At 70.9% G+C, this 22,064-nt stretch carries 18 protein-coding genes, 1 tRNA gene and 1 pseudogene; 17 read left to right on the top strand and 3 right to left on the bottom strand.

Going from position 1 to position 22,064, the window contains the following annotated elements; all coding sequences use genetic code 11:
• Nucleotides 1-275: 275 nt before the first annotated feature.
• Both AB0L89_RS09250 and AB0L89_RS09245 read left to right on the top strand, forming a co-directional pair.
• A complete protein-coding gene (locus AB0L89_RS09250) occupies nucleotides 276-662 on the top strand; it encodes a metalloregulator ArsR/SmtB family transcription factor (protein WP_365136747.1) in 387 nt (128 codons plus the stop codon).
• On the top strand, nucleotides 655-3,378 hold the full coding sequence (locus tag AB0L89_RS09245; protein ID WP_365136744.1) for an HAD-IC family P-type ATPase: 2,724 nt from the start codon (nucleotides 655-657) through the stop codon (nucleotides 3,376-3,378). Before AB0L89_RS09250 ends, AB0L89_RS09245 begins: the two co-directional genes overlap by 8 nt.
• On the opposite strand, the gene AB0L89_RS09240 is transcribed toward AB0L89_RS09245, so the two are convergent.
• Nucleotides 3,369-4,904, bottom strand: a complete 1,536-nt coding sequence (locus AB0L89_RS09240) for an LCP family protein (RefSeq protein WP_365136741.1) — start codon at nucleotides 4,902-4,904, stop codon at nucleotides 3,369-3,371. The two genes, AB0L89_RS09245 and AB0L89_RS09240, sit on opposite strands and share 10 nt — an antisense overlap.
• A 125-nt stretch (nucleotides 4,905-5,029) precedes the next feature.
• Between AB0L89_RS09240 and tatA the strand changes: the two genes are divergently transcribed.
• Nucleotides 5,030-5,230, top strand: a complete 201-nt coding sequence (tatA, locus tag AB0L89_RS09235; protein WP_365136739.1) for a Sec-independent protein translocase subunit TatA — start codon at nucleotides 5,030-5,032, stop codon at nucleotides 5,228-5,230.
• A gap of 16 nt (nucleotides 5,231-5,246) precedes the next feature.
• Here the strand turns inward: tatA and AB0L89_RS09230 are convergent, their stop codons facing one another.
• A complete protein-coding gene (locus tag AB0L89_RS09230) occupies nucleotides 5,247-5,834 on the bottom strand; it encodes a YceI family protein (RefSeq protein ID WP_365137219.1) in 588 nt (195 codons plus the stop codon).
• 321 nt (nucleotides 5,835-6,155) lie between these two features.
• Between AB0L89_RS09230 and AB0L89_RS09225 the strand changes: the two genes are divergently transcribed.
• Entirely contained in the window at nucleotides 6,156-6,791 is a 636-nt protein-coding gene (locus AB0L89_RS09225; RefSeq protein ID WP_365136736.1) for a hypothetical protein, read from the top strand.
• Between the two features lie 170 nt (nucleotides 6,792-6,961).
• Here the strand turns inward: AB0L89_RS09225 and AB0L89_RS09220 are convergent.
• Nucleotides 6,962-7,033 (bottom strand) — tRNA-Arg (locus tag AB0L89_RS09220).
• A 207-nt stretch (nucleotides 7,034-7,240) separates the two neighbouring features.
• On the opposite strand from AB0L89_RS09220, the pseudogene AB0L89_RS09215 reads away from it, so the two are divergent.
• The 13 genes and pseudogenes from AB0L89_RS09215 to AB0L89_RS09155 form a co-directional block, all read left to right on the top strand.
• Nucleotides 7,241-7,612, top strand: a pseudogene (locus AB0L89_RS09215) (response regulator); the annotation flags it as partial.
• A 556-nt stretch (nucleotides 7,613-8,168) separates the two neighbouring features.
• Nucleotides 8,169-9,281, top strand: a complete 1,113-nt coding sequence (nrtL, locus tag AB0L89_RS09210) for an ArgS-related anticodon-binding protein NrtL (RefSeq protein WP_365136733.1) — start codon at nucleotides 8,169-8,171, stop codon at nucleotides 9,279-9,281.
• A 46-nt stretch (nucleotides 9,282-9,327) separates the two neighbouring features.
• Nucleotides 9,328-10,719, top strand: a complete 1,392-nt coding sequence (lysA, locus tag AB0L89_RS09205; RefSeq protein WP_365136730.1) for a diaminopimelate decarboxylase — start codon at nucleotides 9,328-9,330, stop codon at nucleotides 10,717-10,719.
• Between the two features lie 106 nt (nucleotides 10,720-10,825).
• The gene (locus tag AB0L89_RS09200; RefSeq protein ID WP_365137216.1) at nucleotides 10,826-12,115 is read left to right on the top strand and encodes a homoserine dehydrogenase; all 1,290 of its coding nucleotides are present in this window, start codon (nucleotides 10,826-10,828) and stop codon (nucleotides 12,113-12,115) included.
• Nucleotides 12,116-12,121: 6 nt separating this feature from the next.
• Nucleotides 12,122-13,180 carry a threonine synthase gene (gene thrC, locus AB0L89_RS09195; protein ID WP_365136727.1) on the top strand — a complete coding sequence of 353 codons (1,059 nt, stop codon included), beginning with the start codon at nucleotides 12,122-12,124 and terminating at the stop codon, nucleotides 13,178-13,180.
• A gap of 241 nt (nucleotides 13,181-13,421) precedes the next feature.
• Nucleotides 13,422-14,339 carry a homoserine kinase gene (gene thrB, locus AB0L89_RS09190; RefSeq protein ID WP_365136724.1) on the top strand — a complete coding sequence of 306 codons (918 nt, stop codon included), beginning with the start codon at nucleotides 13,422-13,424 and terminating at the stop codon, nucleotides 14,337-14,339.
• A 391-nt stretch (nucleotides 14,340-14,730) separates the two neighbouring features.
• Nucleotides 14,731-16,746, top strand: a complete 2,016-nt coding sequence (rho, locus tag AB0L89_RS09185; RefSeq protein ID WP_365136721.1) for a transcription termination factor Rho — start codon at nucleotides 14,731-14,733, stop codon at nucleotides 16,744-16,746.
• Between the two features lie 346 nt (nucleotides 16,747-17,092).
• A complete protein-coding gene (locus tag AB0L89_RS09180) occupies nucleotides 17,093-18,229 on the top strand; it encodes an LCP family protein (RefSeq protein WP_365136718.1) in 1,137 nt (378 codons plus the stop codon).
• Between the two features lie 181 nt (nucleotides 18,230-18,410).
• Complete coding sequence (gene rpmE, locus AB0L89_RS09175) at nucleotides 18,411-18,635, top strand: 50S ribosomal protein L31 (protein ID WP_055696813.1); 225 nt, start codon at nucleotides 18,411-18,413, stop codon at nucleotides 18,633-18,635.
• A gap of 115 nt (nucleotides 18,636-18,750) precedes the next feature.
• Nucleotides 18,751-19,827 (top strand): peptide chain release factor 1, encoded by a 1,077-nt coding sequence (gene prfA / locus AB0L89_RS09170; protein WP_365136715.1) that lies wholly within the window; start codon nucleotides 18,751-18,753, stop codon nucleotides 19,825-19,827.
• A 37-nt stretch (nucleotides 19,828-19,864) separates the two neighbouring features.
• A complete protein-coding gene (prmC, locus tag AB0L89_RS09165) occupies nucleotides 19,865-20,710 on the top strand; it encodes a peptide chain release factor N(5)-glutamine methyltransferase (protein ID WP_365136712.1) in 846 nt (281 codons plus the stop codon).
• Between the two features lie 47 nt (nucleotides 20,711-20,757).
• Nucleotides 20,758-21,405, top strand: a complete 648-nt coding sequence (locus AB0L89_RS09160) for an L-threonylcarbamoyladenylate synthase (protein WP_150172252.1) — start codon at nucleotides 20,758-20,760, stop codon at nucleotides 21,403-21,405.
• Nucleotides 21,402-22,055 carry a protein-tyrosine-phosphatase gene (locus tag AB0L89_RS09155; RefSeq protein ID WP_055696809.1) on the top strand — a complete coding sequence of 218 codons (654 nt, stop codon included), beginning with the start codon at nucleotides 21,402-21,404 and terminating at the stop codon, nucleotides 22,053-22,055. Before AB0L89_RS09160 ends, AB0L89_RS09155 begins: the two co-directional genes overlap by 4 nt.
• Nucleotides 22,056-22,064 lie beyond the last annotated feature (9 nt).

Here is a 22,064-nt window from a genome sequence, read left to right as displayed (position 1 = left end):
GATGCGCCCGCCGTGGTGATCCTTTCCGCGGAGCGCGGCGCAGATCACGGTCCGAGCTCCGGGCGGGCCCCGGCGCGCACCCGCCTAGACTTGGCCGGGCCCCAGGACGACGGAACACCGAGGACGGAACACCGACGACGGAACACCGAGGACGGAGCACCGAGGACGGAGCACCGAGAACGGCGCACCGACGACGGAACTCCTGGGCGCGACGTAATCAGGCGGCGCGACCGATGCGGCAGCGCGGAATCCGAGACGAAGGACGAAGGACGACGGTGGGCGGAACGGGAGGCCGGCAGGCGGTCACGGGCGTCGGCGGTCACGACGACCCGCCCGCCGAACTGCTCACGGAGGCGGCGGCCGCCTTCGGGCTGCTCGCCTCGTCCGCGCGGCTGCACATCGTGTGGGCGCTCGCGCAGGGCGAGAGCGACGTCAGCGGTCTCGCCGAGCGGGTGGGCGGCGCGCTGCCCGCCGTCAGCCAGCACCTGACCAAGCTGAAGCTCGCCGGGCTCGTGGGCGCGCGCCGCGAGGGCCGCAGGATGGTCTACTTCGTCGCCGACCCCGACGTGGTCACCGTCGTACGCCTGATGGTCACCCAGCTCGCGTCCCGCGCCGAGGAGGCCGGGACCCCGGCCCGCCGCTTCCGTGGAACCGGTGCCTGAGCCCCCTGCGGCCGCGGTCGAGGCGACCCCGCTCACGGTCCTGCGCTCTCTGGACACCGGACCGCGCGGCCTCACCGAGGAGGAGGCCGAGGCCCGGCTGGCCCGCCACGGCGAGAACACCGCGCCGGTCCGCGCGGGCGCGGCGTGGCCCGGCCGTTTCCTGCGCGGCCTGCGTGACCCCTTCACCGCCGTCCTGCTCTGCCTCGGCCTGGTCTCCGCGACCGTGGCCGCGTGGGGCACGGCGTGCGTGATCACCGTCCTGGTGGTGGTCAGCTGCGCGCTGCGCGCTGCGGGCGAGCACCGCGCCGACCGCGCGATGAGCGCGCTGCGCGAGCTGGTGGCGACGACGGCGACGGTGGTACGCCGCCCGCACGACGACGCGCCGGCGGTACCCCGTGAACTCCCCGTGGACCAGCTCGTCCCGGGCGACGTCGTCCGCCTCGCCGCGGGCGACCTCGTCCCGGCCGACGTCCACCTGCTCCGGTCGCAGGGCCTGCACGTGAACGAGGCGCCCCTGACGGGGGAGTCGGCGCCGGTGCGGAAGAGTCCCGGGCCCGCGGGCCCCGGCTCGGCGCCCGCCTCGCACCTCTGCTTCCAGGGAAGCAGTGTGACGTCCGGGAGTGGGACGGCGGTGGTGGTGGCGACGGGGGCGCGTACGCGGTTCGCGGCGGCGTACGAGGGAGTGGGGCCGCGCCCGCCCAACGCCTTCGACCGCGACGTGCGGGGCATCTCCTGGATCCTCGTCCGCTTCATGCTCCTGACGCCCCCGCTGGTGCTCATGGCGGACGCTGCGCTGCGCGGCCGCGGCCTGGAGACGCTGCCGTTCGCCGTCGCGGTCGCGGTCGGGCTCACGCCGGAGATGCTGCCGGTCGTCGTCACCACGTGCCTGGCGCGGGGCGCCGCCCGCCTCGCCCGCGTCCACGGAGTGATCGTCAGACGGCTGCCCGCCCTGCACGACCTCGGCGCCATGGACGTCCTGTGCGTGGACAAGACCGGCACCCTCACCCAGGACCGTCCCGTCGTCGAGCAGAGCCTCGACGCGGACGGCCGCGCCGCGCCCGAGGTCCTGGAGTGGGCGGCCGTGAACGCCTGGTGGACGCTGCAACTCGCCGACCTGCCGGCGCCGGACGCGCTGGACGAGGCGATTCTGGAGGCGGCTTTCGGGGGCGGGGCGGGCGGTACGGGGGGTACGGGTGCTCCGAGCGGCTCGGACGGCTGGGAGGACTCGGCCGGTGAGGGGGACGCCGTCACCTCGGGACGCGCCGTCGACGCGGACGCCGTCCTGCGCCACGACGGCATCGCGGCGCTCCCCTTCGACCCGCTGCGCCGCCTCGCCACCGCCGTCGTGACGCGCCCCGGCGCCGCCCTCGGCGTCCACACGCTCGTGGTCAAGGGAGCCGTGGAGGACGTACTGGACCACTGCGCCCTGCCGGACGACGAGCGCGCCCGACTCCGCGCCCGCGCCGCGCACCACGCGGACCAGGGCCTGCGCGTCCTGGCCGTCGCCACCGCCGACCGCCCCGCCCGCCACCGCGACTGGACCCCGGCGGACGTACGGGGCCTGACCTTCCGCGGCTACGTCACCCTGCGCGACGCGCTCGCACCGGCCGCGGGACCCGCCCTGCGCACGCTCGCCGAGCGGGGCGTCACCGTGAAGGTCCTCACCGGCGACCACCCGGGCACGGCGGCGCGCGCCTGCCGCGACCTGGGCCTGCCCCTCGCCGAGGACGCGGTCCGCACGGCCGCCGACATCGAGGACCTCACGCCGTCCGAACTCTCCGCGCTGGCCCACCGCACCACGGTGTTCGCCCGCTGCACCCCCGAGCACAAGGCCCGCATCGTCACGGCCCTGCGCGCCCACGGCCACACCACGGGCTTCCTGGGCGACGGCGTCAACGACCTGCCGGCGCTCCGGTCCGCCGACGTGGGCGTGGCCCCGCACGACGCGGTGCCGGTGGCCCGTGAGGCGGCGGACGTGGTGCTGCCGAGGAGCGGGGCGGGGGAGTGGACCGACGAGGAAGGCCACCGGTCGACCGGTCCTGCCGACCTGACGGCCATCGACCACGCCATCGCCACCGGCCGCGGCAGCAGCGCGAACATCGCGACGTATCTGCGCAGCACCCTCTCCTCGAACCTCGGCAACGTCATAGCGATGCTGACGGCGGGCCTCCTGCTGCCCTTCCTGCCGATGCTCCCGGCCCAGGTCCTCGCGCAGAACCTCTGCTTCGACGCGGCGCAGCTCGCCTTCGCCTACGAACGCCCGGCCCCGGCCGCCCTGCGCCGCCCGTCGGCGCTGCGCCCCCGCGCCCTGCTCCGCTTCATCACGGGATTCGGCGTGCTCAACGCGGCGGCGGACCTGACGACCTTCGCGATCCTCGCCGCCGCGGTGCCGGGCCCGACGGGCACGGAGGACGAGTCGGTCTTCCACTCGGGCTGGTTCACCGAGAACCTCCTCACGCAGGCGCTGGTGATGCTGCTCCTGCGGACGACGCGCGCGAAGGCCACGCCGGTCACCTGGGCGGCGGCGGCCCTGGCGACGACCGGCCTCCTGCTCCCGCTCTCCCCCCTGGGCCCGCCGCTGGGCATGACACCGCTGCCGCCGCTGTACTACGCCCTCCTGACGGCGGTCCTCGCGCTCTACGCGACGGCGCTGCGCGTGCTGCGGGGCCGCTTCGCCAGGAGGGACGCCGACGCGTACGCGCAGGATCACCCGTAGGAGAGATCGGAACAGGGATCGTCATCGGCGGACCGGGCCTTTGACTCCGCGGCACCGGAGCCGACACCGGAGTCGGCACCAGATTCGGCACCAGCGGGTGCCTGGGATGCCGAACCGGCCGAACCGGCCGAACCGGAGGGCCGCTCGGCGAACGCCCGCCCGAGAACAACACGGATCTCTCCCGAACCGACGCCTCCCCCCTCATCGCCCCCGGCTCGTACGCGCGCCCCGGGAAGCACCCCGGCAACGGCCTCGGCCCGAGCCTTCTGCCCCGCACCGGAGCCGTACTCGACGACGGTGGTGGCGTGGTCCTGACGGTCGGCGGTGGCGGTACGGGTGACGGTGAACCCATGGGAGGTCAGCGCGTCGGCGGCCTCGGCGGCGAGCCCGTCGACAGAGGTCCCGTTGTAGACGCCGACGGAAATCCCCCGCCCAACGGAATCCCCACTCTCCCCGCTCCCGCCCCCCTTTCCCCGCCCGGTAGGCGAACCCTCCAGGGGCCGATCCTCCTTGAGAGCGGCCCACAATTCACTGGCGTCGGGTTCGACGACGTCGACGCGCGGACCGTCGTAACGCCAGGGCAGGGTCACGAACTTGGTGTTGCCGAGATCGATGTCCTTCAAGGACATGGCGAAGGAGATCAGTTTGTCGGCGGAACCGAGCCCGGGGTCGACGGTCATGGACTGAACGGCGGCATCGGCGAGCGGAAGAAGCTTCCCGGGACTGAGCCCCTCACCTTTGATCTTCTTCAACAACGCGCCGACGAAGGCCTGTTGCCGCTTGATGCGTCCGATGTCGGACCCGTCGCCGATGCCGTGCCGAATCCGTACGTAGTCCAGGGCGCGCTGCCCGGAGACCTCCTGCACCCCTTTGCTGAAGATCCGCTTCCCGCGATCACCGCGGTTCGGGTTGAGATCCTTCTGGTACACGTCCTTGGGCAGGCAGACCTGAACACCCCCCACCACATCGGTGAGTTCGGAGAAGCCCTTGAAATCGACGACAACGGTGTGATCGACGCGCAGCCCGCTCAACTTCTCGACGGTGTTCTGGGTACAAGCGGGATTCCCTTGGGCGGTCTCGCCGACGGAGTAGGCGGAATTGAACATGACGTGACGCTGAGGCTCGGTCCACTTGCCGTCGGGGAGCTTGCAGGGCGGTATGTCGACGAGGGCGTCGCGGGGTATGGAGACGGCGACGGCGTGACGCTGATCGGCGTACACATGGAGCAAGAAGGCGGTGTCGGACCGCCCGACGTCCCCGGGATCCCCGCCCCCGAGATCCTCGTTGCCACCGGTCCGGGCGTCGGACCCGATGACGAGAACGTTCTGCGCCCCGGACCCCCCGGCGGCAGGCCGATCACCGGAAACACCGTCGGCACTGAAGGTCTGAATGCTCCCGTTCAACTTCACATAGACCCACCCGCCCGCACCTACCGCGAGAGCGACCACACCTCCCACCAGGGCAAGCCCCACGCGCCCCCGCCCCCGCTTTCGCCTCTGCCTCCGCTGACGCCGGACCCCAGCCATAGCCACACCTCACTGCCCGAACCGCGACCAACAGTTGTACAGTTGCGCAATGTAGCAAGTGTTGAAGAGGCGGAAGCCCAAGGAACCTCCCCCGAGGCACCACAGCGAGAAGGTGAGCCCCCCCCATGATCCGCAACGCCCTGGAACCCTGGCACCTACTGATCGTCGCGATAGTGGTCCTGGCCGTCTTCGGCTCCAAACGCCTCCCGGACACGGCCCGCTCGCTGGGCAAGTCGCTGCGCATCCTCAAGAGCGAGACGAGGGCGCTGAAGGAAGAGGATGCGCGACACGAGCAGCCGCCCCAGGAGACACCCCGAACCCCATAGAGGAAGGGGCCGGGTCCTACTCCACGGACCGAATGGCAGAAATGTCGAACTGCAGCCGCACCTTCTCGCTCACCATGGTGCCGCCGGCGGCGAGCCGCTGGTTGTAGACGAGCCCCCAGTCGGTGCGGTCGATGGTGGTGGTGCCGTCGAAGCCGGCTCGCTCGAACCCGAAGGGATCGAGGACGGAGCCGAGATAGTCGAGCTGCAACTCGACGGGCCGGGTGACGTCACGGATGGTCAGATCCCCGGCCATGCGGAACGTCTCCCCACCTTCATGGACGGTGGAAGTGCTCCGGAACACCATCTCGGGATAACGCGCGGCGTCAAAGAAATCGGCACCGACGAGATGGGCGTCCCGCTGCTCCACGCCGGTGTCGACGCTGCCGACACGAATGACGAGCTCGGCCCGAGAGGCGGAGGGCCACTCCCCGTCGAAGTACAGGGAACTCTCGTACTCACCGAAAGCGCCGCGCACGGTGGTGACCATGGCATGCCGCACGGAGAACCCGATGCGGCTGTGGGGCCGGTCGATGGTCCACTGCCCGGTCAAGCCCCGAAGCGCAGGATCAAGCGCGACCCCCGACGCACCGGCCCCTACCCCCACCGCACCGGCCCCGCCGACGGACGTCGACTCGACGGTGGCGCCCTGCCGACGACTGAAGATACCCACGAACTCGTACCCTTCTCCGAAAATCGATCACACCGTGTTACCACGCCCCTCGCACGCACTCCCCGGCAAGATGACCCCGCTCGTCCGCCTTCCATCTGCCCGACGGCAAAGATGCACAGAATCCCCCACATGTGAAACCCCACCCAACCCACCCCACCCTCACCCAGAGTCACCCCACGCCACCTGCTGTCTCGCGCCGATCCTCATATGCGAACGACGGGCTCCATATCCCTGAATCACTGCCAAACTGCACATGTGGTGATGACCAAGGAGTTCGCGGCAACTGCGGCAGTCGTAGTTCCTGTCATCCTTCTTGCGGCAGGCGCTGCGGCCAGAGAGTTCGAAAAAGCGACCCGCACCAGCAGAATGCGACCGAGCGCACAGCGGGTTCGCGCCCTGCAGGTCCTCGAATATCTTCAACGGCTTCCGGACCTGGAGAAATCAAAAGAGAACGTACGTGATCGGAGAATTCGCGCACTCGTCGATCTGGCCGAGATCCTGAACACGCCGCCGAGCAAGGCGGAAACTCGCGCCGAGGGCAAGGCTTTCGCGCAGGCGTTGATCGGCCTGCTGTGGATCGGGGCGCTCGTGGTCCTCGGCGTCGTGCAGGTGTTGACGCTCCAGTGGCTGGCGGAAGAACATCCGTCACCGGACAGCGGCCTTGTCTACACGTCGCTGTGTGGCATCGCCTTCGGCCTGCTCATGCTGCTCGTGACCCCCATGGCATACCTCTGGTGGTCTTCCTGGAGGAGAGAACTTCCGCCGATTCCCACGTACTTCTCAATCTGGAGGGAAGCGCGCCGAGCGAAGGTACGAATCTTCTCCCCGACCCGCACCCGGGGGCGCAACGCCACCCCAAGCGATGAGGACGAGGCGCCCGGAGAGGACTGACGCGGCAGAAACCGGACCGACCACTACACCGGCCGCCACAGGGAGACCTCACGAGCAAGGCGGCCCACGGACGACATCGGGTGGCGCGCGGCGCGCAGGACCACAGATACGCGAAGACCCCGGCCTCAGCGTTTCCGCTGGTGACGGGGTCTTGGGCACCCAATACAAGGTGCCCCCGGCAGGATTCGAACCTGCGCACACGGCTCCGGAGGCCGTTGCTCTATCCCCTGAGCTACGGGGGCGTGTCGTTCGCGGGTGGCGCGGCGACGGGTAGAACCCTACCAGCTCTTCGGGGCTGTCCATGAACAGGTATTTCCCTGCTCCGGAGCGGGGGAGGGGAGCGGTTCCGTCGCCCCTGGAGAGGGCGTGCGTCACTGTCGGCACCCCCGCACAGGGCGGAAGTGGGGAAAACCGGGACGCGGCGGTGGGCGCGGACCTACTCTCGAGTTGTGTCAGGCGTGCCCGGCCGCGTGCTTGTTGTGGACGACAACAAGGTCATCCGGCAACTGATCAGGGTCAACCTCGAGCTGGAGGGCTTCGAGGTCGTGACCGCGGCCGATGGTGCCGAATGCCTGGACGTCGTCCAGCAGGTCCAGCCCGACGTGATCACCCTCGACGTCGTCATGCCCCGCCTCGACGGTCTGCGTACCGCCGCCCGGCTGCGGTCCGACCCGCGGACCCGGAATCTGCCGATCATCATCGTCAGCGCCTGTACGCAGTACGAGGTCGAGAGCGGCCTCGAAGTCGGCGTCGACGCCTTCCTCGCCAAGCCCTTCGAGCCGAGTGAACTCGTCCAGATCGTGCGCCAGTTGATGGATCGTGCGGGGCGTGGTGAGGGGCAGGGTGAGCCGCGCGGCGGGGGGCGCCGTGAGGGGGGCGGGGGTGGCGGCGGCCTCGGGGCAGGACTCGGGCACGGGCATGGACACGGACATGGGCATGCGCATGGGAACGGGCACGGTCTCGAACCCGGTAACGGCCACAGCCTCGATGCCGGTCACGAGCCCGGCCACGGACGCAGTCACGGGAGCAGCCAGGGGAGCCACGGCAGTCACGGCAGCCACGGCAGTCATCAATCCGGCCACGGCCGCGACCGTGGCCCCGACGCGGACCGCGCCGCCGACGCCGAGCGCGCCACCCAAGCCGGCGGCTGACCCGGTCGGCGGCTGACCCCGTCGGCACCTGCATCCCGGTCGACCCCGGATGCACCGGTACACACCGGCACCGGTACACACCGGCACCGGTACACACCGGCATCGACAAACAGCCGCCACCGGTAGGCCCCGGCACTGCTAGGCACCCAGCGCCCCCCGTCCACATCCCGGACCATCCGCCAAACCGAGTCGCCTACCCACCCCCCTCCTCCCATACGCTTGACCCGTGACCCCCGTCGAGCTCTCCCGCACCGTGCTGCGCGCCATGCGCCATGCCGTCGATGCGGGGGAGCTGCGCGTGGTCGTGCCCGACGGGGTCGAGGGGGTCGAGAGCGTGCGGGTCGAGCGGCCGCGGCCCGGGGGGTGCGGGGACTACGCCACCGGTGTCGCCCTGCGGATCGCCCGCGCCGCCGGAGACACCCCGCGGCACGTCGCCGAGGTGCTGTCCCCGCGGCTGGCCGCCGAGCCCGGCATCGCCGGTGTCGACATCACCGGGCCCGGGTTCCTCAACATCACCCTCGCGGGCGCCCGCGCCGAGGGACTCGTGGGCGAGGTCCTGCGGCAGGGGCGCTGCTACGGGCACGTCCACCCCGACACGGGGCAGCTCGCCCAGATCCACGTGCCCGGTGAGCTCCGCGCCCTCGTCCTCGCCGACGCCGCCCGCCGCATCCTCCGCTCCCAGGGCACCCTCGTCCGCGTCACCTGTGACGAAGCCGTGGTTCCCGCGGACCTCCTGGAGGCCCTGGACGTACGTGTGGACGCGTATGGGCGGCCTCCCCAGCCCCTCCGCACCCTCCGCCCCGTCCCCGTGAAGGACGGCGGTACGAACACCAGCGGTGCGTACGGAGAGCTCGGACCCGACGCCACCCGTTGGGCCCTCCTGCATCCCGCCCCCCACGACCGCGCCCGCGTCACCCCGGACCAGGGCGGCGACGCGCACCTCGTGCAGCGCGAGAGCAATCCCCTGTTCCGCGTGCGGTACGCACACGCCCGCTCGTGCGCCCTGAGGCGCAATGCCGCCGCGCTCGGGTTCGACCCCGTCCCCGGAGAGGTGGCGGGAGCCGAGGCCGAGGGGCTGCTCGACCAGCTCGACGCGTACCCCGCCGTCCTCGCCGCCGCGGCCCGGCACCGCGCCCCGGACCGCCTCGCGCGCCACCTCGTCGGCATCGCCGACGCCTTCCTCGTCTTCCAGACCGTCACCCGCAGCCCCGTGCTGCCCCGCGGTGACGAGAAACCCTCGGCCGCCCACCGTGCCCGGCTCGCCCTCGCCGAAGCCGCCGGGACGGTGCTCGCCGGTGGCCTGTCCCTGCTCGGCATCAGCGCCCCCGCCTACCTGTGACACCCGCCGAGAGCCGAGTGCCACCCGTGAGAGAGACGACCGAGTCATGAGCCGTTCCGCACACCCCGCCGGGCCCCGCCACGCCGACGTGCTGCCCGAGGGGCACTACTCCGCGCCGCCCACCGACCTCAACGCCCTGGACGCCAAGGTCTGGTCCCGCACCGTCACCCGCGGCGCCGACGGCGTCGTCAGCAGCGGCGGCATCGCGGTGACGCGCCTGGCCGAGGAGTTCGGCACCCCGGCGTACTTCATCGACGAGGCCGACTTCCGGGCCCGCTGCCAGGCCTGGCGCGACGCCTTCGGCCCCGACGCCGACGTGTTCTACGCCGGGAAGGCCTTCCTCTCGCGGGCCGTCGTGCGGTGGCTGCACGAGGAGGGGCTCAACCTCGACGTGTGCAGCGGCGGCGAGCTCGCCACCGCCCTGGACGCGGGCATGCCCGCCGAGCGCATCGCCTTCCACGGCAACAACAAGACGCCGGAGGAGATCGAGCGGGCCGTCGAGGCCGGCGTCGGGCGCATCGTGCTCGACTCCTTCCAGGAGATCGCGCGCGTCTCGCACATCGCCGAGCGGCTCGGCAGGCGCCAGCGCGTGCAGATCCGCGTGACCGTGGGCGTCGAGGCGCACACCCACGAGTTCATCGCCACCGCGCACGAGGACCAGAAGTTCGGCATCGCGCTCGCGGGCGGCCAGGCCGCCGAGGCCGTGCGGCGCGCGCTCAAGCTCGACGGGCTCGAACTCATCGGGATCCACTCCCACATCGGCTCGCAGATCTTCGACATGGCCGGGTTCGAGGTCTCCGCCCGGCGCGTGGTGCAGCTGCTCGCCGAGGTTCGTGACGAGCACGGCGTCGAGCTCCCCGAGATCGACCTCGGCGGCGGCCTCGGCATCGCGTACACCTCGGACGACGACCCGCGCGAGCCGCACGAGATCGCCAAGGCGCTCAACGAGATCGTGACGAGGGAGTGCGAGGCCGCGAAGCTGCGCACCCCGCGCATCTCCGTCGAGCCCGGCCGCGCCATCGTCGGCCCGACCGCCTTCACGCTCTACGAGGTCGGCACCATCAAGCCGCTGGAAGGGCTGCGTACGTACGTCTCCGTGGACGGCGGCATGTCCGACAACATCCGCACCGCGCTGTACGACGCCGAATACACCGTCGCCCTGGTCTCCCGCTCCTCCGACGCCGAGCCCATGCTGGTGCGCGTCGTGGGCAAGCACTGCGAAAGTGGTGACATCGTGGTGCGTGACGCGTTCCTGCCGGCCGACCTGGCGCCCGGCGATCTGATCGCCGTGCCCGCGACCGGCGCGTACTGCCGCTCGATGGCGAGCAACTACAACCACGCACTTCGCCCGCCCGTCGTCGCCGTGGGCGACGGCGCCGCGCGGGTGATCGTCCGGCGTGAGACGGAGGAAGATCTCCTGCGTCTCGACGTCGGCTGAAGAAAAAGATGAAATAGATGTCTCACGATCCGGACAATGGACAGAAAGTCCGTTCCGGTGGGTGAGACTTGTTCCACCGTAGATGTAGGAGAAGTGAGGTCGGATGATGCGTACGCGTCCGCTGAAGGTGGCGCTGCTGGGCTGTGGGGTTGTCGGCTCAGAGGTGGCGCGCATCATGACGACGCACGCCGATGACCTCACAGCGAGGATCGGCGCCCCGGTGGAGCTCGCCGGGGTCGCCGTCCGCCGCCCGTCGAAGGTGCGGGACGGGATCGACCCCTCCCTGGTCACCACCGACGCGACCGCGCTGGTCAAGCGCGGCGACATCGACGTCGTGGTGGAGGTCATCGGCGGGATCGAGCCCGCGAGGACGCTCATCACCACCGCGTTCGAGCACGGCGCGTCGGTCGTCTCCGCGAACAAGGCGCTCATCGCCCAGGACGGCGCCGCGCTGCACGCCGCCGCCGTCGAGCACGGCCGCGACCTGTACTACGAGGCCGCCGTCGCCGGTGCCATCCCGCTCATCCGGCCGCTGCGCGAGTCCCTCGCCGGCGACAAGGTGAACCGCGTCCTCGGCATCGTGAACGGGACGACGAACTTCATCCTCGACGCCATGGACACGACGGGCGCGGGCTATCAGGAGGCCCTCGACGAGGCCACCGCGCTGGGCTACGCCGAGGCCGACCCGACCGCCGACGTCGAGGGCTTCGACGCCGCCGCGAAGGCCGCGATCCTCGCCGGCATCGCCTTCCACACGCGTGTACGTCTCGACGACGTGTACCGCGAGGGCATGACCGAGGTCACCGCCGCCGACTTCGCCTCCGCGAAGCGCATGGGCTGCACCATCAAGCTGCTCGCCATCTGCGAGCGGGCGGCCGACGGCGGCTCCGTCACCGCGCGCGTGCACCCCGCGATGATCCCGCTGAGCCACCCGCTGGCCTCGGTCCGCGAGGCGTACAACGCCGTCTTCGTCGAGGCGGAGGCCGCGGGACAGCTGATGTTCTACGGCCCCGGCGCCGGTGGCGCGCCCACCGCGTCCGCCGTCCTCGGCGACCTCGTCGCGGTCTGCCGCAACAAACTCGCCGAGGCCACCGGCCCCGGCGACTCCGCGTACACCCAGCTGCCCGTGGGCGCCATGGGCGAGGTCGTCACGCGGTATCACATCAGCCTCGACGTGGCCGACAAGCCGGGCGTGCTCGCCCAGGTCGCGACGGTCTTCGCCGAGCACGGCGTATCGATCGATACGGTCCGTCAGACGGGCAAGGACGGCGAGGCCTCCCTCGTCGTCGTCACCCACCGCGCGCCCGACGCCGCCCTCACCGGCACCGTCGACGCGTTGCGCAAACTCGACACCGTGCGTGGTGTCGCCAGCATCATGCGGGTTGAAGGGGAGTAAGCAGCAATGACCCACCAGTGGCGCGGAATCATCGAGGAGTACCGGGACCGGCTCCCCGTCTCCGCTACGACACCGGTCGTCACCCTCCGCGAGGGCGGCACGCCCCTCGTGCCCGCGCAGGTGCTCTCCGAGCGCACGGGCTGCGAGGTCCACCTCAAGGTCGAGGGCGCCAACCCCACCGGGTCCTTCAAGGACCGCGGCATGACGATGGCGATCACCAAGGCCAAGGAGGAGGGCGCCAAGGCCGTCATCTGCGCCTCCACCGGCAACACGTCCGCGTCCGCGGCCGCCTACGCCGTACGCGCGGGCATGGTCTGCGCGGTCCTGGTGCCCCAGGGCAAGATCGCGCTCGGCAAGATGGGCCAGGCGCTCGTCTACGGCTCGAAGATCCTCCAGGTCGACGGCAACTTCGACGACTGCCTGAACCTCGCCCGCGGCCTGTCCGAGAACTACCCGGTGGCGCTGGTCAATTCGGTCAACCCGTTCCGCATCGAGGGCCAGAAGACCGCGTCGTTCGAGATCGTCGACGCGCTCGGCGACGCGCCCGACATCCATGTCCTTCCCGTCGGCAACGCCGGCAACATCACCGCCTATTGGAAGGGCTACAAGGAGTACGCGGCCGACTCGGTGTCGACGCACACTCCCCGGATGTGGGGCTTCCAGGCCTCCGGCTCCGCGCCGATCGTGCGCGGCGAGGTGGTCAAGGACCCGTCGACGATCGCCACGGCGATTCGCATCGGCAACCCCGCGTCGTGGGACCACGCCCTCGCCGCGCGCGACGAGTCCGGCGGCTTCATCGACGAGGTGACGGACCGTGAGATCCTGCGCGCCTACAAGCTGTTGGCCTCCCAGGAGGGTGTCTTCGTGGAGCCCGCGTCGGCCGCCTCGGTCGCCGGTCTGCTGAAGGCCGCCGAGCAGGGCAAGGTCGACAAGGGCCAGCGGATCGTCTGCACGGTCACGGGCAACGGCCTCAAGGACCCCGACTGGGCCGTCGCGGGCGCCCCGCAGCCGGTCACCGTCCCGGTCGACGCGGCCACCGCGGCCGAACGCCTCGGCCTGGCGTAACAGCGGGGAAACCCGGCAACTCCGTACAGGGGGTGCACAGGGGGCTTACGACACGCATCGTGCGCCTCCTGTGCGCCCTATGTCGCCACAGAACCTTCCTTCGATAGGCTGTACCCAACCCGCCCCGCCGCATATGCCGCGGTGCCGCCGTCGTTCGCGGCCTTCGGGTGTTCCGTACATGTGGCACGTACTGAAAACACGCAGCCTCAAAAACACGCAGCTCAAGGAGAGTCATCGAGCGATGGCCGGTCCCGCCTTCCGCGCCGCCGCCGTCCGGGTGCGCGTCCCCGCCACCAGCGCCAACCTCGGTCCGGGCTTCGACGCCCTGGGCCTGTCGCTGGGTCTGTACGACGACGTGGTCGTCCGGGTGGCCGACTCCGGGCTGAACATCGACATCGCCGGGGAGGGCAGCGAGAACCTCCCGCGCGACGAGTCGCATCTGCTCGTGCGCTCCCTGCGCACCGCCTTCGACCTGCTGGGCGGTCAGCCGCGCGGACTCGAGATCGTCTGCGCCAACCGCATCCCGCACGGCCGCGGCCTCGGCTCCTCGTCCGCCGCCATCTGCGCCGGCATCGTCGCCGCCCGCGCCGTGACCATAGGCGGGGAGGCCCGGCTCGACGACGCCGCGCTGCTGGAGCTCGCCACCGAGATCGAGGGCCACCCCGACAACGTCGCCGCCTGTCTGCTCGGCGGTTTCACGCTCTCCTGGATGGACGGGGGAGCGGCGCGCGCGATCAGGATGGACCCCGCCGATTCCATCGTTCCGGTGGTTTTCGTCCCCGGAAAGCCCGTCCTCACCGAGACGGCCCGCGGCCTGCTCCCGCGCACCGTCCCGCACGTGGACGCGGCCGCCAACGCGGGCCGGGCGGCCCTGCTCGTCGAGGCCCTGACCAGGCGCCCCGAGCTGCTGCTCCCCGCCACCGAGGACCGGCTGCACCAGGAGTACCGCGCCCCGGCCATGCCGGAGAGCGCCGCCCTGGTCGAGCGGCTGCGCGCCGACGGCGTGCCCGCGGTGATCTCCGGCGCGGGCCCCACGGTCCTCGCGCTGGCCGAAGACAGTGCGGCCGACAAGGTCGCACGCCTGGCGGGCGAGGGCTGGGCGGCCAACCGCCTGGCGCTCGACGTCACAGGAGCGAGCGTGCTGCCGCTTGCGCCCTGAGGCAGACAACGCAGTGAATTCGGGGTGTCCGGATTCGGAGAGGGGGAATGTTTGTTGGATCCGGTAGTGTTAATCTCAAGTCTGCACCCGACCCATCCATGGCGAGGTGCTTTGTGTCCCCGTCCGGGACAACCATTCTTCCGGGAGCCTCCCAATCTGCTTCGTGCCCCGCACTGAGCGGTCCTGAGCACGCTCCGGAACCGGCGTGACCGAGCCGAGTGACACCGCACATCAGTGGCACCGCACCGGGAATCGCCATCACCAATGAATTCTTCCGCCGCCATGGCGGACCACCGCCCCGGCACGGTCCACAGAACAGCAAGGACCGCCGGACAGCACAACCGGTCGCCGAGCCAGACAGGCCGACGTCCGCTCCAGGGAAGGACCCTTCGTGAGCGACACCACCGATCTGATGGGCGTGACTGCCGACACGCCCGCCACGGACGCCTCCGCGGCGCCTGCCACCGGTGCTTCGGCCGGGTCCCGGCGGCGCCGCGGCACCGGCCTCGAGGGCATGGTGCTGGCGGAACTGCAGCAGGTCGCATCGGGCCTTGGGATCAAGGGCACCGGGCGCATGCGCAAGAGCCAGCTGATCGAGGTCATCAAGGAGGCGCAGGCCGGCGGCGGAGCCCCGGCGAAGAGCGCCGCGGCGTCCGGGGACGCTGCTGAGACCAAGCCCAAGCGCCGGGCCACCTCGAAGGCCCGTACCGGCGAGGACGCCGCCGACACCGCCGCCAAGGCGAGCAAGGCGGACAAGGCGGAGAAGGCCGAGGGCGGCAAGGCCGAGAAGGCCCCCGCCCAGCAGCAGATCGACATCCCGGGCCAGCCGGCCAGCGACGACCAGCCGGCCGGCGAGCGCCGCCGGCGCCGGGCCACCGCCGACGCGGGCAGCCCGGAGACGGTCACCGCCGAGGCGAAGGGCGAGGCGAAGGCCGAGGCCAAGGGCGACGCCGAGGCCAAGGGCGGCGAGGGCGACAACAACGCCGAGGGCCGCCGTGACCGCCGTGACCGGCAGGGCCGTGGCCGCGACCGCGACCGCCGCGGCAACAAGGGCGACGACCAGCAGGGCGGCCGCCAGGACCGTCAGCAGGGCGGCGGCCGTCAGGACCGCCAGGACCGCCAGGACCGTCAGCGGGACAACGGTCCGCAGGACGACGACGACTTCGAGGGTGGCCGCCGCGGCCGCCGCGGCCGTTACCGGGACCGTCGGGGCCGTCGCGGCCGCGACGAGGGCTTCGGCAACGAGCCGCAGGTCTCCGAGGACGACGTCCTGATCCCCGTCGCGGGCATCCTCGACATCCTCGACAACTACGCGTTCATCCGTACGTCGGGCTACCTTCCCGGCCCGAACGACGTGTACGTCTCGCTGGCCCAGGTCCGCAAGAACGGTCTGCGCAAGGGTGACCACGTCACCGGTGCGGTCCGTCAGCCCAAGGACGGCGAGCGCCGCGAGAAGTTCAACGCGCTCGTGCGCCTCGACTCGGTCAACGGCATGGCGCCCGAATCCGGGCGCGGGCGACCGGAGTTCAACAAGCTGACGCCCCTTTACCCGCAGGACCGGCTCCGCCTGGAGACCGACCCGGGCGTGCTCACCACCCGCATCATCGACCTCGTCTCGCCCATCGGTAAGGGCCAGCGCGGTCTGATCGTGGCCCCGCCGAAGACCGGCAAGACCATGATCATGCAGGCGATCGCCAACGCGATCACGCACAACAGCCCCGAGTGCCACCTGATGGTCGTCCTCGTCGACGAGCGTCCGGAAGAGGTCACCGACATGCAGCGGTCGGTGAAGGGCGAGGTCATCTCCTCGACCTTCGACCGTCCCGCCGAGGACCACACCACGGTCGCCGAGCTCGCCATCGAGCGTGCCAAGCGTCTGGTGGAGCTGGGCCACGACGTCGTCGTGCTGCTCGACTCGATCACGCGTCTGGGCCGTGCGTACAACCTCGCCGCCCCGGCCTCCGGCCGCATCCTGTCCGGTGGTGTCGACTCGACGGCCCTCTACCCGCCGAAGCGCTTCTTCGGTGCGGCGCGCAACATCGAGGACGGCGGCTCGCTGACCATCCTGGCCACCGCGCTGGTCGAGACCGGCTCGCGCATGGACGAGGTGATCTTCGAGGAGTTCAAGGGCACCGGCAACATGGAGCTCAAGCTCGACCGGAAGCTCTCCGACAAGCGCATCTTCCCGGCGGTGGACGTGGACGCGTCCAGCACCCGCAAGGAGGAGATCCTGCTCGGCAGCGACGAGCTCGCCATCACCTGGAAGCTGCGTCGCGTGCTGCACGCGCTCGACCAGCAGCAGGCGATCGAGCTGCTCCTGGACAAGATGAAGCAGACGAAGTCGAACGCCGAGTTCCTGCTGCAGATCCAGAAGACGACGCCGACGCCGGGCAACGGCAACGACTAGTCGTCCTCAGCAGTCGCAGGGGCCGCCCCCGTCACCTCGGTGACGGGGGCGGCCCTTTTGTGCCGCTCCCACGCCGACCCGGGCGCCGAACGAGACCGAAGCGAGACCTTGGCCACACACATAAGAGATTCTCACGGTCACGGGCAGTAGCCCGGATCCCCGAGAAAGCGCAGGTAGGAAGCCGAAAGGCCGAAAAGAGCGGACACGGGGAGTGACCGGCGCACGCCGGGGCGCGCACGGCCCGCTGTGCAACCCTTCAAGCGGTTTCCACGTCTGACAAGTGAACGACGAACCAAAACCTGGCCCTGAAAGCAGGGGGTAACCGACCGCGAGGACTGAGGAGCACATGGCCGACGAGAGCACGCCGGCGGATCCGACCGATCCGGCCGACACGAAGACCAGGCGCCCGCGCGGCGGTGGCGGCCGACGCCGCAAGCCCCGCAAGCGCAGCAAGGTGCTCGTCGTCACCGCATGGACCGCGGCCTCCGTGGTCGTCCTCGGCGGAGCCGGTCTCGGCTTCGTGTACTTCAAGCTCAACGGCAACATCAAGGGCGTCGACATCAACGCCGCGCTCGGCACGGACCGCCCCATGGACGTCGACAACGGCTCCCAGGACATCCTCGTCCTCGGCTCCGACTCGCGCTCCGGCGACAACTCCAAGTACGGCAAGGACGAGGGCGCGGCCCGCTCGGACACCGCGATGATCGTCCACGTCTACAAGGGCCACAAGACGGCCAGCGTCGTCTCCATACCCCGCGACACCCTGATCACCAGGCCCGAGTGCAAGACCGAGGACGGCAACACCGACCCCGGCGGCCAGCGGCAGATGTTCAACACGGCGTACGAGGTGGGCGGCCCCGCCTGCGCCGTCAAGACCGTCGAGAAGATGTCCGGCATCAGGATGGACCACTACGTCGAGGTCGACTTCACGGGCTTCAAGAAGCTCATCGACACCCTCGGCGGCGTGGACATCACCACGAAGAAGGCCATCCACGACAAGGACAGCCACCTCGACCTGGAGGCCGGCACCCACACCCTCGACGGCGAGCAGGCCCTCGGTCTGGTCCGTACCCGGCACGGCGTCGGCGACGGCAGCGACCTCGGCCGCATCCAGCTCCAGCAGGCGTTCATCAAGGCCCTGCTCGACCAGGTCAAGGACGTCGGCGTCTTCAGCAACCCGAAGAAGCTCTTCGACCTCGCGGACGACGCGACCAGCGCCATCACGACCGACTCGGACCTGAACGACGTGAAGTCCCTCGCGAGCTTCGCCAACGGGCTCAAGGGCATCGGCGCGGGCGACATGAAGATGGTCACGCTGCCCATCCAGTACGACCCGAACGACCCCAACCGCGTGCTGCCCCTCGAAGAGGCCGACCAGCAGGTCTGGGACGCGCTCAAGGCCGACAAGCCCATCCCCAAGTCCGCCACGGAGAAGTCCGCGGGCGACAAGGGCTCCGCGGGCGACGTGGTCAGCAGCCACTAGCGGCCACCGGCAGCCACCGGACGGGTGCGGGGAGTGCGCTCCCCGCCCGCCAGGAATAGATCGGCCCCCACCCCGGTTTTGGGAGATACGGCCGGTCCTGGCAGACTGGTACGTCGGCCCCGGTTCACGTACGAGCAATCCGCGCGTACGACCCGGTGCCCTCCCGAAACTAGGAGACACCTTGAAGCGCGACATCCACCCCGAGTACGTCGAGACGCAGGTCAGCTGCACCTGTGGCGCGTCGTTCACCACCCGCAGCACGATCTCCAGCGGCACCGTCCGTGCCGAGGTCTGCTCCGAGTGCCACCCGTTCTACACGGGCAAGCAGAAGATCCTCGACACCGGTGGCCGCGTGGCCCGCTTCGAGGCCCGCTTCGGCAAGGCTGCAGGCTCCGCCAAGAAGTAGCGAGCCACTGCGCCGGTCATCGGCCGTCCTCGGAAGGGGGCGGCCGGGACCGGCGCTTTTGCCGTCCCGCAGCCAATTCGCGTAGATCCACCGCGTAGAAAACCAGGAGCCCCCGATGTTCGAGGCGGTCGAGGAACTGATCGGCGAGCACGCCGGTCTGGAGCAGAAGCTCGCCGACCCGTCGGTCCACGCCGACCAGGCCAACGCGCGCAAGCTCAACAAGCGCTACGCCGAGCTGACCCCGATCGTCGCGACGTACCGCTCCTGGAAGCAGACCGGGGAGGACATCGAGACGGCCCGCGAGTTGGCCGCCGACGACCCCGACTTCGCCGCCGAGGTCAAGGACCTGGAGCGGCAGCGCGAGGAGATCACCGAGAAGCTGCGGCTGCTGCTCGTGCCCCGGGACCCGTCCGACGACAAGGACGTCATCCTGGAGATCAAGGCGGGCGCGGGCGGCGACGAGTCGGCGCTGTTCGCCGGCGACCTCCTTCGCATGTACCTGCGGTACGCGGAGCGCGTGGGCTGGAAGACCGAGATCATCGACTCCACCGAGTCCGAGCTCGGCGGCTACAAGGACGTCCAGGTCGCCGTGAAGACCAAGGGCGGCCAGGGTGCCACCGAACCGGGCCAGGGCGTCTGGGCCCGGCTGAAGTACGAGGGCGGCGTGCACCGCGTGCAGCGGGTGCCGTCCACCGAGTCCCAGGGGCGCATCCACACCTCCGCGGCCGGTGTCCTGGTGACGCCCGAGGCCGAGGAGATCGACGTCGAGATCCACGCGAACGACCTGCGCATCGACGTCTACCGCTCCTCCGGACCCGGCGGCCAGTCCGTCAACACCACCGACTCCGCGGTGCGCATCACGCACATTCCCACCGGAGTCGTCGCTTCCTGCCAGAACGAGAAGAGCCAGCTGCAGAACAAGGAGCAGGCGATGCGTATCCTGCGCTCCAGGCTCCTCGCGGCGGCCCAGGAGGAGGCGGAGAAGGAGGCCGCGGACGCCCGCCGCAGCCAGGTCCGCACCGTCGACCGCTCCGAGAAGATCCGCACGTACAACTTCCCGGAAAACCGGATCTCGGACCACCGCGTCGGCTTCAAGGCGTACAACTTGGACCAGGTGCTCGACGGCGAACTCGACGCGGTCATCCAGGCCTGTGTCGACGCGGACTCCGCCGCCAAGCTCGCCGCCGCGTAAGCCCACCCCTTCGTACGACCCGTCCCGGAGGACCAGCGTGAACCTGCTGCTCGCGGAAGTGGCCCAGGCCACCCAGCGGCTGGCCGACGCCGGCGTGCCCTCGCCGCGCAACGACGCGGAGGAGCTCGCCGCCTTCGTGCACGGCGTGAAGCGGGGCGAGCTGCACTCCGTCAAGGACGCCGACTTCGACGCCCGCTACTGGGAGACGGTGGCGCGGCGCGAGGCGCGCGAGCCGCTCCAGCACATCACCGGGCGGGCCTTCTTCCGCTATCTGGAGCTCCAGGTCGGGCCCGGTGTCTTCGTGCCCCGCCCCGAGACCGAGTCGGTCGTCGGGTGGGCCATAGACGCCGTGCGCGCCATGGACGTCGTCGAGCCGCTCATCGTCGACCTGTGCACCGGCTCCGGCGCCATCGCGCTCGCCATGGCCCAGGAGGTGCCGCGCTCGCGCGTGCACGCCGTGGAGCTGTCCGAGGACGCCCTGAGGTGGACGCGGAAGAACGTCGAGGGGTCCCGGGTCAAACTCGCCCAGGGCGACGCCAGGGACGCCCTTCCGGAGCTCGAAGGACAGGTCGACCTGGTGATCTCCAATCCGCCGTACATCCCCCTCACCGAGTGGGAGTACGTCGCCCCGGAGGCCCGCGACTACGACCCCGAGCTCGCCCTGTTCTCCGGCGAGGACGGGCTCGACCTGATCCGGGGCATCGAGCGCACGGCGCACCGCCTGCTCCGCCCCGGGGGAGTCGTCGTCATCGAGCACGCCGACACCCAGGGCGGCCAGGTCCCCTGGATCTTCACCGAGGAGCGTGGCTGGGCCGACGCGGCCGACCACCCCGACCTGAACAACCGCCCCCGCTTCGCCACCGCCCGCAAGGCGATGCCGTGAGCAACCAGACGTCACGTCAGCAGTACCTGTACGAGGAGGCCCGCTAAATGGCACGGCGATACGACACCAACGACGCGACCGACCGTACGACCGGTCTGCGCGAGGCCGCGTCCGCCGTCCGCCGTGGCGAGCTGGTCGTGCTGCCCACCGACACCGTCTACGGCATCGGTGCCGACGCCTTCTCGCCGGAGGCCTGCGCCGACCTGCTCGACGCCAAGGGCCGCGGGCGCAACATGCCCACCCCTGTCCTGATCGGCTCGCCGAACACGCTGCACGGCCTGGTCACGGACTTCTCCGAGATGGCCTGGGAGCTCGTCGACGCCTTCTGGCCGGGCGCCCTCACCCTCATCGCCAAGCAGCAGCCGTCCCTGCAGTGGGACCTCGGCGACACCCGCGGCACGGTCGCCATCCGCATGCCGCTGCACCCCGTCGCCATCGAGCTGCTCACCGAGGTCGGCCCGATGGCCGTCTCCTCGGCCAACCTCACCGGCCACCCGGCCCCCGAGGACTGCGACGCCGCCCAGGAGATGCTCGGCGACTCCGTCTCCGTCTACCTGGACGGCGGTCCGACCCCCGGCATCGTCCCGTCGTCGATCGTCGACGTCACGGGCAAGGTGCCGGTGCTGCTCCGCGCCGGCGCGCTCGACGCGGACGAGCTGCGCAAGGTCGTCCCCGACCTCGAGGTGGCGAATTGACAGCCCCTGAGACGGGGCGTGGCATAGCGGGCTTCCCGGGCTCTGCGGGGACCTTCCGCATCCTCCACGTCAGCACCGGCAACGTGTGCCGCTCGCCGATCACCGAGCGGCTGACCAGGCATGCCCTGGCCGACCGCCTCGGCGACCCCGCCACCGGCGGCCTCATCGTGGAGAGCGCGGGCACCTGGGGCCACGAGGGCGCGCCCATGGAGACCAACGCCGAGACGGTCCTCGCCGACTTCGGCGCGGACCCCACCGGCTTCATGGGCCGCGAGCTCCTCGACGACCACGTCATCCGGGCCGACCTCGTCCTCACCGCGACGCGCGACCACCGGGCCCAGGTCATCTCGATGGGGCACTCGGCGGGCCTGCGCACGTTCACCCTCAAGGAGTTCACGCGGCTCGTGCGGGCGATAGACCCGACGACCCTGCCGGACCCCGACGGGGACGGCGTCGTCGAGCGCGCCCGCGCGCTGGTGCGGGCCGCGGCGGCGCTGCGCGGCTGGCTGCTCGCGCCCAGCGTGGAGGCCGACGAGGTGTACGACCCGTACGGGGCGCCCCTGCCGTTCTTCCGCTCCGTGGGCGACGAGATCAACCAGGCGCTCGACCCCGTGGTGACGGCGCTGACCGGGGTGCCCGCACACATGTAGCGGCGGGCC

The organism is Streptomyces sp. NPDC052114, from assembly GCF_040680155.1.
Lineage (GTDB): Bacteria > Actinomycetota > Actinomycetes > Streptomycetales > Streptomycetaceae > Streptomyces.
The sequence above is the reverse complement of the archived record's forward strand: the minus strand, read 5'-3'. Positions and strand labels throughout refer to the sequence as shown.